Origin of the sequence: Shewanella seohaensis (genome assembly GCF_023283775.1) — a bacterium.
GTDB lineage: Bacteria > Pseudomonadota > Gammaproteobacteria > Enterobacterales > Shewanellaceae > Shewanella > Shewanella seohaensis.
In genome coordinates this window covers 353,984-367,290 of the sequence record NZ_JAKILE010000003.1, presented here as the reverse complement: position 1 = coordinate 367,290, position 13,307 = coordinate 353,984, and the positions used below count along the sequence as shown (strand labels likewise).

Sequence of the window (13,307 nt, the reverse complement as noted above, 5' to 3'; positions counted from 1 at the left end):
TATCCATCAGGGCCAGAGGAATCCCTCAATAACAGGCCGAATATATGGGTGCAATGAACTCTTCTCAAAATTGATATCGAATGTCTTGCAAACCGGATGGGTCCATATATGGCGAGCTAGCTTTCGCAGGTGCAGGGACGCATCCTTCGGAAGCGATAGCAAATTTGGCAATGAGCACAAGGGGCTTTCAACTCCGGAGGAGCGTCTTGGAGCATCCAAGGAGGATAGGACGAGCAGTCCTCCTTGGTCGGGTGTGGGGTGAAGCCCCACGACGTTGTTTTAGCCTTTAAGAGGATTTAACAAGACTCCAAGAGCTAACAAAAAACCCATTGTTAAATTCATGGCATGCCTTAATTGTTGATAACAGACCATCTGCCATACCAAAGGCTTATTGGAATTCGAGTGTGGGTCAAGCCCCACGACCTCGCGGTTGGTTTTTACACCGCGACAGAGTAATCTAGCCAAAATCGACAATGGGGTGTTCTATGGACAGAAAATCATTATGGCTAATTACACTTATCCTGCCTTTTTCGGCCAATGCCGCCGTATACCAATGTGCCGACGGAAAATATCAGGCCGATCCCTGTGATGAAAATAGCCAACCCGTAGATCTCAGCGGCGTCGGTAGCGTGGTTAAAGGCCCTGATATTGCCCACGGAAACGCTGTTACTCACTCGGATAAAAAACAAGAAATTAGCGATTTTATTGATAAACAACGCATTAGCCGTGAAATCACTAAACTAGAAAACGACCGAAAACTCATTATCGACCAAAGGGATAAACGTATTGTCGAGCTGAGAAACGATAGAAGTTACGCCAATAACAATCTTGCGGGTGCGACTTGGGAGCAAAGCTTAGCGCAAGAAATGTCGGCTGTGGCGCAGCAAGCAGATACACAGGTTGCGTCTATCGATAGGCAGATAGAACAATTACGACTCAAGTTAAAGTAGAACAAATACAAAATAACCAATGCAAAGGAGTTGCGATGAAATACTATTTATCGATGTTGCTCACCCTCTGTTGTCTGCTAAGTTCCTCCGCAAATGCGAGCCAAACTTGTGATGCTGAGTGCCAATTACCGCAAATTCATGCCTACTTTAAAGCTCTAGATAAGGTCAGCCAATCGGGTTCTAGCGAACAAGATGTCGATGATTTTCTGGGATTACTGCATCCGAAGGTGAATTATATCCACCTCGAATATGGCGCTAATTTTGATAAAGCCAGTTGGCGTAGCGCCTTCATCCGCAATATTGCTCGCGGCGCCTATCAACAGCCGAAGGAGCAGCGGGTATTAAATTACATTGTGGGTAAAAACCATGTCGCCGTCGAATACGCCCACGGCAGCATTCAACCCGATGGACAATGGCAACAAGAGCAGCCCCTGCTCGTCTTATTTGGTTTTACCGATGGCAAAATCTCCCTTGTAAAAGAGCTCTGGTAAGGCTTGTGCGATAAAAAGGGGAAATCGATACTGGTTTACTATTGGATTGAAAAGTATCGATTAAACCATTGGTTAAAGACTTTAAGGCACCTCACATGACAAGGAATGGCGATGTATTTTATTGCGGCTTTTGGCCTATTAATGCTGTTATTCAGCCTTGTGATGGTCATCAGGCCTGCGGCGTTCGCTGATGGCATTATTGCATTTAGCGAGCGGCCCTACTTCCATATTGTTGAAGTGGTTAGCCGAATTATTGCGGGGGTGATTTTTATCCAATATTGCGCCGACACCCGATTTCCACAGATCTTTTTGGCGATAGGCATTGTCTTACTCTGTGTGGGAATCGGCTTGGCATGCACACCGCCAAGTCAGAATCGTAAATTTGCCCTATGGTCAGCCCAAGCATTTAACAATCAATTCCGCTTAATCGGTGTTGTTTCCGTCCCGCTGTCTTTGCTACTGATTTATGCTGCTGGCGTTGCCTAAAACTCATTGATAATCCAACTCTTAGCCATTAAATAATCAGGGAGACAAACATGCCGACGCATTCCCCATCCCAACTGGGACCTAACCCGAATGACAAATCCCCCTTAAAAGGCTTTCCTCAGGTAGGGTTTCTGAAGAACTTTATTAGCCGTGACACTATTATCGTCGGCGATTACACCTACTACGATGACCCAGCGGGGCCCGAAAGATTTGAGTCAAATGTGCTTTATCACTTTGACTTTATTGGCGATAAGCTGATTATTGGTAAATTTTGTGCCATTGCACGGGACGTGAAATTCATTATGAATGGCGCCAATCATCAGGTGTCGGGTTTTTCCACTTATCCCTTTTATATCTTCGGCAATGGTTGGGAAAAGGCGGCACCTAAGCCCGAGGATTTACCCTTTAAGGGCGACACCCGCATTGGCCATGATGTGTGGATAGGTTATAACGCCACCATTATGCCCGGCGTCAACGTCGGCCACGGCGCCATTATCGCCAGCCAAGCTGTGGTCACTAAGGATGTGCCGCCCTATGCCATCGTCGGCGGTAACCCTGCGACTGTGATTAAGTTGCGATTCGAGCCCGAGGTAATCGACAAGTTACTCGCCATTGCGTGGTGGGATTGGCCGATTGAGAAAATCAGCGAACATTTACCTGCCATTGTGGGCGCCGATCTTAGCCAATTAGCCCGCTTGGCCGATGAAATACACACGCAGCCCTAACCGTTGACGGCAGAGAAAGGTGCCCAAAACTTCCCCAAAAAACACGGCAAAGCGCAATTTTGTACAAAAGTGTCGAAGCGTTCTGGGTTACTATCTGGCAAAACAAGCATTAAACGCCTTGGGCTTGATAAACGCACTCACCCATTCATCCAGTCGATCAAGGAGGCCGAATGAACACTGAACATGCGGCCTACCACATTGCCAATGAACTGGGTGGCCTTGAGTTACTTAACGCCCACTATCATAAGCAAAATTTTAGTCGCCACACCCACGAAGGTTACACGGTTGGCGTGATTGAAACGGGCGCCCAGCGTTTTTATCGCACGGGTGGCAACCATGTGGCGCCAAAGCACAGCATTATTCTTGTCAATGCCGACGAAGTGCATAATGGCTGTAGCGCCACCGAGGACGGCTGGTCCTATCGTGCTATGTATCCAGTCCCCGCCCAATTTGCCAATATGACTCAGGAGTTCACTTCAGCTCGCGGCGCACCCTATTTTCCACAACCCGTAGTGCAGGATCCCGAGCTTGCCGAATTGCTGCGCCTCACTTTTAGCACCTTAGATACCTCGGACAATCGCCTACTGCGTGAAAGTCTGGTCTATTCGAGCCTGACGCAACTGATGGCGCGCCATGGCCGTAATTATCCCAGTGAACACTTGGGGGCAAACGCTAAGCCCGCATTAGCTTTGGTGAAATCCTTTATTGACGATCATCCCGCGGCCGATATCTCCCTCGAAGAGTTGGCCACACTCGCGGGATTAAGCCCCTATTATTTACTCAGGCAATTCCAACGTTGTTATGGTCTGCCGCCCCACGCCTATCAAACTCAGGCCAGAGTCAGACTGGCAAAACAGAAAATATGCCAAGGGATCAAGCTGCTGGATGTTGCCATGGAATGCGGCTTTCATGATCAGAGCCATTTAAACCGCCATTTTAAAAAGACTGTCGGGCTCACCCCAGGGCAATTTGCCAAGGGGATCGGCCGCAATATTATCCAAGCTTAAGCCCTGATTTTACGTTAGCCTTAACCCCTTATATTCTTTTTATCCCAGCCGTTGTGAGGAGTCAGAGTGTCAGAGCCGTATATTGTCCACACCCATTCACCCAGTAAGACCAAGGCCTTTTTCAAGGGCACACTCGCCATGTTGCCACTCACCATTGCCGTCGTTCCTTGGGGGATACTCGCGGGCTCATTCGCGATTGAGGTCGGACTGACACCAATAGAAAGTCAGGCCATGTCGGCGATTATTTTTGCGGGCGCAGCGCAATTGGTCGCGCTCGGCATGGTTAAGGCGGGGATTGGACTGTGGAGCATTTTAATCACGACCTTGCTGATCACCTCGCGTCACTTGCTGTACGCCATGGCGATGCGCAGCCAAATCAGCCCCTTACCACTCAAATGGCGCCTCACTCTGGGCTTTTTATTGACCGATGAACTCTTTGCCATCGCTAACCAAGGCAAGCTGCATAAATTCGATCCTTGGTACGCCTTGGGCGGCGGCCTGAGTTTTTACCTCGGCTGGAACCTCGCCACCCTGCTCGGCATTATCGCGGGCAATGCTATCGATAACTTAGGCGAATTAGGGCTCGACTTTGCCATTGCCGCGACCTTTATTGCCCTTGTAGTCCCGACGGTGAAAAAGCCATCAATCTTAGTCTGTGTGCTGGTTTCGCTCACCTTAGCTGTGGTGTGTGCCGTGCTGGATATTCAGGCGGGACTGTTAATTGCCGCCCTCTCAGGGATGAGCGCTGGCGTGCTCTATGCCAAAGTCACGGGCGAAGATAAGCCAGCCCCACAAAATGACACGACAGCCACCCAAGCTGAGGAAACCCTATGATCTGGTTAATGATTTTTTCAATGGCGGCGGTGGTATTTATCAGTCGGCATTTACTGCTCGAGCCAAAATTGCCGCTAAGGCTGAGTAAAAATACCCAGACCTTTTTGAGTTATTCGGCGCCCGCCGTACTCACGGCCATCTTTGCACCTATCGTATTTGTGCAGGAGGGAAAACTCGATTTAAGCTTAGATAACAGCTACTTGATATGCGCTGTGGTCGCAACGGTATTAGCATTTGTCACGCGCAATACCCTATTGACCACAGTGCTGAGCATGGGACTTTTCTTTGCTATTCATTAACCATAGCAGTGCTAGAGGCCACTTTGGCCGTTAACTTATGGCCCCAAATGGCGTAGTAAAAAATTAAGCCGTAGCAAGGTAACAGTAGGAAATACGCCATTTGGCTGTCACCTTGGCTATGGGCGATGTAACCATAGAGCAGTGGCAGAATCGCACCGCCCGCAATCCCCATGATCAATAGCGCCGATGCCGTGGCCGTTAAGCGCCCGAGTCCTTCAAGGGCTAATGGCCACACTGCAGGCCATACCAAGGCGTTTGCCAACCCAAGCAGGGCTAAGTAAAGCACGGGATCGGGCACGGGTAATACGCCTAACCAACCGAGTAACAGTTCAGACAAAACTTGGCTTTGACTGTCGCTGAGCAAGACCCCGAGGGTAAATAACAAGCCCGCGATGGCCGAGCCCACTAATGCCGTTTGCTGGCTGAGCCATCTTGGGATCAGCACGATTCCGAGCACATAGCCAAGTACCATAAATCCCATGGTGTAGGAGGTCATCATGCCAAAGTGGGCAACCCCGAGTCCTTGACTAAATAGTCCTATGCTATCGCCAGCAATCACTTCGGCGCCCACATAACAGAAGAGTGTTAGAGCCCCTAAGATCACCTGCGGATACTGTAGAATAGCCTTCCAATCGGCTTGAGTATGCTCGACTCGCTCACCTAATTCGGGCTCTGGCAGCGGTGAAAACCACACAAAGGCCATCAATCCCAGTAGTACAAACATCATCATTAAATAGGGTTGTACTAGACGATTGGCTAATTCCGTTAACGCCAATTCGCGCTGCGCTTCGGACAGGCTGGCCAATGCCGTTTCACTGTAAGGTTCCATGCCCGTTAAAATCCAGGCAGTAAAGATAATTGGCACAATAAAGCCCGCGCCCTTATTCACTATCCCCATTAAACTTATCCGCATTGCCGCACTTTCCCGTGGGCCAATACAGACAATGTAAGGATTGGCGGCCGTTTGCAGCAAGGTTAAGCCTGTGCCCAACACAAATAACGCCAAGAGGAAGGTCGCAAAATGGCCGACCAAAGCCGCCACAATAAACAAGCCCGCGCCTGCCGCCATAATCCCCAAACCTAAGGTCATGCCCATCTTATAGCCGAGACGCGTGAGGATAGATGAGGTCGGCAGCGCCATCACAAAATAAGCAATGTAAAACACAAAGGTGACTAAATAGGCTTCAAACTCATTCAACTGACAGGCAATTTTTAAAAATGGGATCAAGGCACCATTGAGCCAAGTCACAAAGCCAAAGACAAAAAATAAAATTCCTATCAATAACATAGGAATAAAACTGCCCTGCGGTGAGGCCGTGGCTTGGGTACTGTCGGACGTGAATTTCATCGTTTCACCTTATTGTTATTTTGCTTGTTGAATGGGCAATGAGTTGAGTACTTATCCCCCAAATTAATGCCACTTTAATTATTGTTTTAATTAATATATCGATAACTTACGCAAACCGAGCCTGTTCGGCTTGATACTGCAACTCACCCGCAATCCAGACCGCTAGGACCTTGTGCTCGTCATCGAGCCAGACCCAATCAGCCTGCTTACCTTCGGCTATATCCCCCAATTGCGGCCGCTGAATAAAGTCGGCGGGCGTGCGCGTCGCCATCTGTACTGCGTTACTAAAGCCAAGATGGAGTTCGGTGGCGGCATAACGCACCGCGCTCGCCATATCCAGCACTGAACCCGCTAAGGAGCCATGCTGATCCCTCAGCGTCATTCCATCACGAACCACTTTGCCATCGAAGAATTGAAATTCCGTTTGCTCGCTCCCTAAGGGCGACATGGCATCGGTGACCAACATCAGGTGCTCAGTTCCCTTTGCTCGCCACGCCGCCAGCGCCGAGATGGGATGCACATGTTGACCATCGAGAATAATCCCGCAGTAGGTGTTTTCACTGGCCAATGCCGCGCCTACCATCCCCGGTTCGCGGGAAGTCAGTGCCGACATGCCGTTGTAGAGGTGGGTAAAACCCGATGCGCCAGCCTCAATGGCCTTAAGGACTGTGTCGCCGTCGGCATTCGAATGTCCAAGGCTGACAATGGCGCCGGAGGCAACGAGGCGTTTGATTTGTTCTGGTGTGACTGATTCTGGCGCTAGGGTGATCAGCCTAACACCGAGATCTTGCCTTAAGTAAAGCTGCCACTCGCGCTCAGTGATGCTGCGTAAATGTGCGGGAGGGTGACAACCGCGCTTTGCGACCGACAAATGCGGGCCTTCAAAGTGGATACCGATAATCCCAGGAACTTGGCAAACCATAGCTTCAGCCACCGCATCGGCCGCCGCCTGCATCACCTCAATATCATCGGTGATCACCGTAGGTAACATGGCCGTGGTGCCAAACTGGCGATGGGCCTGCATCATCAACCTTAAGGTTTCCAGCGTCGGTGCATGATTGAACATCACGCCTCCGCCACCATTGACTTGAGTGTCGATAAATCCCGCCACCAGCGTGCCAGAGGTCAATCGGTAATGTGGTTTATCCGCTGTACAGTCTGCCGATATTGAGGTTTTAAGGCCGTAAATAATGCCATCAGACACCTCAATCGTGCAGTGTTCAGTGAGTTTGCCTTGAGTTAGCACCTTAGCGCCGTCGGCAATCAGCTTAAAATCCGTATTAGGCTTCATAGCTTATCCCCGCATCAAGCCCGTGGCCGAGCAAGGCCGCGCCGCGCACGCCACTGGCCGAACCAAAGTCGGCCAATTTAAATTGCGGCAAAGTCACGCCATCAAAAAGATGCGCCTTGGTTGCTTGGGGTAAGGCGGCGAGAATTTCTTCCACCTCGGATAATCCGCCGCCCAACACGATAATATCCGGGTCCATCGCCAGCACCAATGAAGCCATTAAGCTTCCGAGAATATCCATATAAGTCTCAAAGGTTTTGATGGCGAGCGGGTCATTGCACCGCAGTGCACTCAGCCATGCAAAGGTATCGGCCGTTTGCCCCGCGATATCTTGGTAGAGTCTGCCAAGTCCAGTGCCTGACACATAGGTCTCGGCGCAGCCCTCAAGCCCACAGCCACAGGCATAGAGTGGCAGTTGATGTCGACGGGCAACATTGGCGCTCACGCCTTGATGGCCAAACTCTCCGGCGAGTCGATTTGCACCGAGATACAATTTGCCATCAATACATAAACCACCGCCAGTGCCTGTGCCGAGAATCATCCCCAAAACGCGGGAGTGTCCCCTGCCCACCCCAAGTACCGCTTCTGAGAGGGCAAAACAGCGGCAATCATTACCGATAGCCACGGTTCGATTGAGCAACTTAGCAAGATCATGGGCAACACGGCGTTGATTAAGGCAAGGCACATTACTCGAAATTACAGTCCCGTCGGCTTTCACCACCCCGGGGAGCGCAATCCCAACAGTACCGCGCTCACCACATTGCCGATCCGCCTTTTCGATTTGCTCGGCAAGCGTTGCCATAAAGGCACTGTAATCCTGCCTAGGAGTACTTAAACGCCACTTGTCCTGTAGCGCTAATTGAGTATCAAAAATCGCTAACTCAATCTTTGTTCCACCTATATCTAAACCGTAATACATGCCCTTGCCCTTATTTATATTTATTTTACAAAGGGATATACATTGACACCCTGCACAACTCGATTGACTTGCCCCGTAGGACAAGGATTATCCGGCGATACTTTAAGTTGAATCGCTTTATAGATGGCTAGGATTTGACACCACAAAATAAAGGGTAATCCCAACCAGACTTCGTTAAGCCCACTGCAGCCAGTTAACAGTTCTTCGGAGAGCGTCAATACTGATAAGGCTTGATTATCTCGCTTAAGCTCTTGAATTAAATCGTTATCATATTGGCGAGTATAGGGATCCGACGACACCATCACTAGCACTTGCGTATGACTATCGACTAAAGATTTTGGCCCATGGCGAAACCCGAGCGGACTCTCATAGGCACTCACCACTTGCCCTGCGGTGAGTTCAAGGTACTTAAGCGCCGCCTCTTGGGCGATGGCCTTAAGTGGTCCGCCACCGAGGAACACGACCCGCTTGCTGGGCTGCTCCGATTGCAGACGGATTTCAGCTAAGCGCTCAGTTAAGATGTGCTCGGCCATCTCAATGCACTGCGCTAGCGCCTGAGGGTTTGGCGCAAAAATCAACAAGGTTGCCAAGTACATACAGGTAAAGCTGCTGGTCATGGCAAAACTCACGTCGTGGGTTTCATCGGGCAACTTATACAAGTAACAATGGGATTTGTCGGCGCAATAGTTGGCGAGCTTTCCCTGACCATTACAGGTGATCGCCAGATGGTAACAATCATCGACCAATTGCTCCGCCAGTTCGACCGCCGCCATACTCTCGGGGCTGTTTCCCGAGCGGCCGTAGGAAATCAGCAGTGTGGGAATATTACCCCGCAGATACAGCTCTGGGTGACTCACGATATCCGTGGTGCTGATGGCTTCCACTTGTTGGGTTGCTAAAGGTAAATGCTGCTGAATATGGGCCGCGAGCACATCACCTATATAGGCCGACGTCCCAGCCCCAGTGAGGATAATCCTTAATTGCGGCTTTGCCAGAATCGGCGTTAACCAAGCCGCAATAGTGCGATTATCACTGTGCTGCTCGCTCACTTTTCGCCACATTTTCGGCTGCTGGCTGATTTCCTTCGCCGTCCAAAAGGCGCCATATTGGGTTAATTGCTCTGCACTCAATAACAGGTTGCTATCTTCATGTTCGAATGGAGAAAGAGGACTGGTTAACATCAAAATATCATCCCTTTAAAGGTGATTGCATCACAGGAAGCTGGCAGGCATTGGCGTAATCGGCCAATACTTCGGTAATTTTATGCAGCACGAGTTCACGGGCCGTGGGCTTAAGTTCCCCCGCCAAGACCGCCGTATATTGGTTCGGTAAATACTGGCTGATCAGCGGCAGAGGAATGCTCTGGGCTAAGTTGCTCAATAGCTGCTCGACCTTGTTTTGCAGACTCGGCCAGTAGTAACGCACTCGGTCACTAAAGCTAAAGCCCAGTTGCCACTTCAATGCCTCGTTGTCGGCATAAAACCCTTGCCAATACCTAGGGTTATCTCGCATCAACTCAAAACAGCTTTGGCGTAAATCCGAGCATTGCTCGGGCTGGCACAGCACATTTTCGATGTGGGACAGGGCAAACAAGGCTTCTCGCAGAGCAAAGGTAAGCTGTGGGCCCACTTTCAAAATCGCGAAATGCTGCTGCACTAAGGATTGATACCCCACGCTGAGCTGATAATCGGTCGAATGCGCCTCAAACACTAATCTGGGATAACCGCGAATGAACTCACTTTGGGCATGGGTCGCCTCGGGTTCAAACAAATGCACTTGGCTGTTATCAAACTCCACCCCAGGCTGAACGACAACCGCAATCACCTTTTGCCATACCTCCTCACCCAGTCCTGCCGCAGCAAAGGCATCGCGGTGGCAATTTAAGGTATGTTCAATCGCGCTGACGGGCGTGACCGCAAGTTCGGCCTCCATCTCACTCACACCGCCGGGCGCGGGCACTTCGGTGCCTATCACATAACAGAGCGCTTGCTCGGGCGCTCGGTGGGCTTCGGCCACCGCACAGAGCCGCGCCGCACGCGCCGCGATAAGTTCATCCGCTAAGGGAAGCACATCACCGCCACAAGCCATACTGGTGTCGAGGTGGATTTTGGTAAATCCCGCCTTCACATATTCGGCGATAAGGTCTTCGGCCAATTGCATCGCCTCTTCAGCGGCTTGCCGGCACCAAACGACGGGGCCTAAGTGGTCGCCGCCAAAGAGTAACTGCGAAGGTTCAAGGCCAAGTTCAATGGCCATTTGAGTGACGAAGTCAATGAAATCCTGTGGTTTCATCCCGGTATAACCGCCAAACTGATTCACTTGGTTGGCGGTCGCCTCGATAAGTAAGGGCGTGCCATTCGCCTTTGCCTGCAATAGCGCCGCCTGTAACACCAAGGGCTGGGCCGAGCAGACGGCAAAAATGCCCGCCTGCTGACCTGCTTTATTGGCGTCAATGATAGTTTGAATCACTGACATAGCGCTTACCCCACAATGCCGAGGGGTTTCGCGGTTTGCCAGACACCACGGGTAAAGTCTGGGAAGTCCTTGGAGTTACCACGGTCACCGACTGAGGCCACAGACAAGGGGAATACCGCTGACCATGCCGCGCCGTCGTACACATCCTGATCCAGTGCCTCGCCATTGCGTAGGCAGTAAATCATCCGCCAGCACATCAAGAAGTCCATGCCACCGTGGCCGCCATTCTCCTCCGCCTCTTTGCCCATACGGGTCCACAGAGGGTGGTCATATTTGGCGTACCATGAATCCATGTTTTCATCCCACTCGTGATAACTGCCAGAGCCACCGTTTTCCAGCGCGATACGATTAGGGAAGCCGGCAAACACGCCATTTGTCCCTTGGATCAGGTTATGGCGGCTATAAGGACGTGGCGTGGTCGTGTCATGCTGCACCATGATGCTGCGACCTTTTACCGTCTTAATCAGACTGGTGTTCATGTCGCCACAAATGTACTTGAGTTGGTTACGCTGATGATCCGCTGGGAACTCACGTTTGGCATAGGCGGCGCGGCCTAAGGAAGGAGAGCTCACAGAGGTTAAATAGTCTAAACGGTCGCCGCGGTTGATATTCATATACTGGGCAACAGGGCCTAAACCATGGGTGGGATAGAGGTTACCGTTGTATTTAGCATGGTAAGCCGTACGCCAAGAGCCTGTTTTACGGTCGATTTCCTTCATCTGCCAGCGCAGTTCGTGGATGTAGGCTGCTTCACCGTGGAGCAGTTCACCAAACAGGCCTTGGCGCACCATGTTGAGCACCATCAACTCATCACGGCCGTAACAGACGTTTTCCATCATCATACAGTTACGCTGGGTCAGTTCGGCGGTATCCACCAGATCCCACAGCTCTTCAATCGTGCCCGCCATCGGGACTTCGACGAAGGCGTGCTTGCCCGCTAACATGGCTTCTTTCGCCATGGGGTGATGCCAGGCCCATGGTGTGGCAATCACGACGATATCCACATCATCACGGTTTAACAGATCGCGGTACGCATGGTCGCCCTTACTAAAATAGGCAGGTTTATCACGTCCATATTCGTTAATGGCTTTTTCAGCTCGGGCCAGCACTAAGGTATCGGTATCACAGATGGCGGTAATGCGGGCGCCTTCGATACGGCTGAAATGATGCACAAACCCAATGCCGCGCTCACCCACCCCGATTAACCCCACTCTAACCTCATCCATCTTGGGCACGACAAGCCCCATCACAGATTTACCCGCAGCCTTAGGTGTTGTGCCTGTAGCACGTTCACTGCTGGCACAGGCCGCAAGGGCCGTTGCCGCAGCGGTTACCATAGAAGCCTTTAAAAACGAACGACGATCAAAACCCGACATAGTAATTCCCCGTTATAAATTAGCTTTCTCAATGAGGTGTAATTGCACACCTTGTTTAGTTAATTCATCAACATAGCGCTCTGGGATCCCGGTATCTGTCACTAGGCGCGTAATACGGCGACTGCTGCAAATAACGTGGAATGCTTGTTGATCAAACTTTGATGAGTCAGTCACAACGATAATTTCACTCGCTATCTCACACATCATTCGGTTGAGGCTGGCCTCTTTTTCAAAGTGAGTGGTTAATCCCACCCGCAAATCGAAACCATCCACCCCTAAAATCAACTTGTTAAAGTTGTAATCCCGCAGGCTGTTCTCGGCGATATTGCCGTAGAACGACAGGGATTTTTTACGTAACAGTCCGCCGGTTAACATCACCTCCACTTCGTCAGCCTTAGCCAATTCGGTGGCGATATTCAGGCCATTGGTCATCACGATCAGGTCCTTATGCTCCATCAGGTTCGCCGCCACCTGTTGGGTGGTCGTCCCCGAGTCGAGCAATAAGCGATCGCCGTTTTGCACCAAGGCCGCCGCGGCCTTACCTAACTCTTGCTTTAAGGCCGAATGGCAACTGCCTTTCTCCTTCAGTGATAACTCCCGGATCAACTCGCTGTTGACCATAGCGCCGCCTCGGGAGCGCACCAGTAACTGCTTTTGATCCAACATGGCTAAATCGCTGCGGATCGTGACTTCAGATACCCCAAAGTGTTCTGCGAGTTCGGCAACAGAGACCTTTCCCTGTAACTGTGTCATTCGCACAATTTCCTGCTGCCTTTCTATCGTGTTCAAAGTACTCACAAGCTTCTCCATTCTTTCGATTAACTATCGATTGAAAGGTAACACGCCAAGAACAACTTTCAAACACTTTCGAAACCACTTTTCACTATCGCAAAAACAAATAACTAAATTAACAATAACTTACGAAGTTTTAGCTCAAGTTTTTACCATAAGTTGATTTTCATCATGCATGAATGTGAAACTTTTTGAAAGTATTTTTACATTTTTTTATTGATCGATTACAGAATTTAACGCTATAAATAAGACTTCGAAAGGTTTGCGCAGTTTCTTTCTCTTTCGAAATTGTATTAAAAGACACGGCAACGACCGTG

The 13,307-nt window shown here is 50.4% G+C and carries 14 protein-coding genes; 7 read left to right on the top strand and 7 right to left on the bottom strand.

All coding sequences use genetic code 11. The features are described from left to right. The first annotated feature begins 485 nt into the window (after positions 1 to 485). The 7 genes from L2713_RS05420 to L2713_RS05390 all read left to right on the top strand — a co-directional run bounded on the left by L2713_RS05420 (position 486) and on the right by L2713_RS05390 (position 4,792). On the top strand, positions 486 to 950 hold the full coding sequence (locus L2713_RS05420; RefSeq protein WP_248967210.1) for a hypothetical protein: 465 nt from the start codon (positions 486 to 488) through the stop codon (positions 948 to 950). 35 nt (positions 951 to 985) lie between these two features. Then, complete coding sequence (locus L2713_RS05415) at positions 986 to 1,441, top strand: nuclear transport factor 2-like protein (protein WP_011626624.1); 456 nt, start codon at positions 986 to 988, stop codon at positions 1,439 to 1,441. A gap of 111 nt (positions 1,442 to 1,552) precedes the next feature. Beyond that, positions 1,553 to 1,927: a hypothetical protein gene (locus L2713_RS05410; RefSeq protein WP_248967209.1), complete on the top strand. Its 375-nt coding sequence runs from the start codon at positions 1,553 to 1,555 to the stop codon at positions 1,925 to 1,927. A 50-nt stretch (positions 1,928 to 1,977) separates the two neighbouring features. Beyond that, entirely contained in the window at positions 1,978 to 2,652 is a 675-nt protein-coding gene (locus tag L2713_RS05405) for a Vat family streptogramin A O-acetyltransferase (protein WP_248967208.1), read from the top strand. Between the two features lie 170 nt (positions 2,653 to 2,822). Then, positions 2,823 to 3,659, top strand: a complete 837-nt coding sequence (locus L2713_RS05400) for an AraC family transcriptional regulator (protein WP_248967207.1) — start codon at positions 2,823 to 2,825, stop codon at positions 3,657 to 3,659. Between the two features lie 138 nt (positions 3,660 to 3,797). Continuing rightward, positions 3,798 to 4,493: an AzlC family ABC transporter permease gene (locus tag L2713_RS05395; protein ID WP_248967221.1), complete on the top strand. Its 696-nt coding sequence runs from the start codon at positions 3,798 to 3,800 to the stop codon at positions 4,491 to 4,493. Continuing rightward, positions 4,490 to 4,792: an AzlD domain-containing protein gene (locus L2713_RS05390; protein ID WP_011623281.1), complete on the top strand. Its 303-nt coding sequence runs from the start codon at positions 4,490 to 4,492 to the stop codon at positions 4,790 to 4,792. Before L2713_RS05395 ends, L2713_RS05390 begins: the two co-directional genes overlap by 4 nt. On the opposite strand, the gene L2713_RS05385 is transcribed toward L2713_RS05390, so the two are convergent. The 7 genes from L2713_RS05385 to agaR form a co-directional block, all read right to left on the bottom strand. After that, entirely contained in the window at positions 4,782 to 6,140 is a 1,359-nt protein-coding gene (locus L2713_RS05385; protein WP_248967206.1) for a sugar MFS transporter, read from the bottom strand. The genes L2713_RS05390 and L2713_RS05385 overlap by 11 nt on opposite strands. A 106-nt stretch (positions 6,141 to 6,246) precedes the next feature. Next, the gene (nagA, locus tag L2713_RS05380; protein WP_248967205.1) at positions 6,247 to 7,431 is read right to left on the bottom strand and encodes an N-acetylglucosamine-6-phosphate deacetylase; all 1,185 of its coding nucleotides are present in this window, start codon (positions 7,429 to 7,431) and stop codon (positions 6,247 to 6,249) included. After that, entirely contained in the window at positions 7,421 to 8,347 is a 927-nt protein-coding gene (gene agaK, locus L2713_RS05375) for an N-acetylgalactosamine kinase AgaK (RefSeq protein ID WP_248967204.1), read from the bottom strand. The genes nagA and agaK overlap by 11 nt, the downstream gene beginning before the upstream one ends. 20 nt (positions 8,348 to 8,367) lie before the next feature. Next, a complete protein-coding gene (agaS, locus tag L2713_RS05370; protein WP_248967203.1) occupies positions 8,368 to 9,528 on the bottom strand; it encodes a D-galactosamine-6-phosphate deaminase AgaS in 1,161 nt (386 codons plus the stop codon). A gap of 7 nt (positions 9,529 to 9,535) precedes the next feature. Continuing rightward, complete coding sequence (locus L2713_RS05365; protein WP_248967202.1) at positions 9,536 to 10,822, bottom strand: class II D-tagatose-bisphosphate aldolase, non-catalytic subunit; 1,287 nt, start codon at positions 10,820 to 10,822, stop codon at positions 9,536 to 9,538. A gap of 5 nt (positions 10,823 to 10,827) precedes the next feature. Beyond that, positions 10,828 to 12,198: a Gfo/Idh/MocA family protein gene (locus L2713_RS05360; protein ID WP_086902528.1), complete on the bottom strand. Its 1,371-nt coding sequence runs from the start codon at positions 12,196 to 12,198 to the stop codon at positions 10,828 to 10,830. A gap of 12 nt (positions 12,199 to 12,210) precedes the next feature. After that, positions 12,211 to 12,996: a transcriptional repressor AgaR gene (agaR, locus tag L2713_RS05355; RefSeq protein ID WP_011623288.1), complete on the bottom strand. Its 786-nt coding sequence runs from the start codon at positions 12,994 to 12,996 to the stop codon at positions 12,211 to 12,213. Positions 12,997 to 13,307: the final 311 nt, after the last annotated feature.

Bases quoted from the DNA above. Each gene is read 5' to 3' on its own strand.
- L2713_RS05420 (WP_248967210.1), top strand. From the start codon at position 486: ATGGACAGAAAATCATTATGGCTAATTACACTTATCCTGCCTTTTTCG.
- L2713_RS05415 (WP_011626624.1), top strand. From the start codon at position 986: ATGAAATACTATTTATCGATGTTGCTCACCCTCTGTTGTCTGCTAAGT.
- L2713_RS05410 (WP_248967209.1), top strand. From the start codon at position 1,553: ATGTATTTTATTGCGGCTTTTGGCCTATTAATGCTGTTATTCAGCCTT.
- L2713_RS05405 (WP_248967208.1), top strand. From the start codon at position 1,978: ATGCCGACGCATTCCCCATCCCAACTGGGACCTAACCCGAATGACAAA.
- L2713_RS05400 (WP_248967207.1), top strand. From the start codon at position 2,823: ATGAACACTGAACATGCGGCCTACCACATTGCCAATGAACTGGGTGGC.
- L2713_RS05395 (WP_248967221.1), top strand. From the start codon at position 3,798: ATGTTGCCACTCACCATTGCCGTCGTTCCTTGGGGGATACTCGCGGGC.
- L2713_RS05390 (WP_011623281.1), top strand. From the start codon at position 4,490: ATGATCTGGTTAATGATTTTTTCAATGGCGGCGGTGGTATTTATCAGT.
- L2713_RS05385 (WP_248967206.1), bottom strand. From the start codon at position 6,140: ATGAAATTCACGTCCGACAGTACCCAAGCCACGGCCTCACCGCAGGGC.
- nagA (WP_248967205.1), bottom strand. From the start codon at position 7,431: ATGAAGCCTAATACGGATTTTAAGCTGATTGCCGACGGCGCTAAGGTG.
- agaK (WP_248967204.1), bottom strand. From the start codon at position 8,347: ATGTATTACGGTTTAGATATAGGTGGAACAAAGATTGAGTTAGCGATT.
- agaS (WP_248967203.1), bottom strand. From the start codon at position 9,528: ATGTTAACCAGTCCTCTTTCTCCATTCGAACATGAAGATAGCAACCTG.
- L2713_RS05365 (WP_248967202.1), bottom strand. From the start codon at position 10,822: ATGTCAGTGATTCAAACTATCATTGACGCCAATAAAGCAGGTCAGCAG.
- L2713_RS05360 (WP_086902528.1), bottom strand. From the start codon at position 12,198: ATGTCGGGTTTTGATCGTCGTTCGTTTTTAAAGGCTTCTATGGTAACC.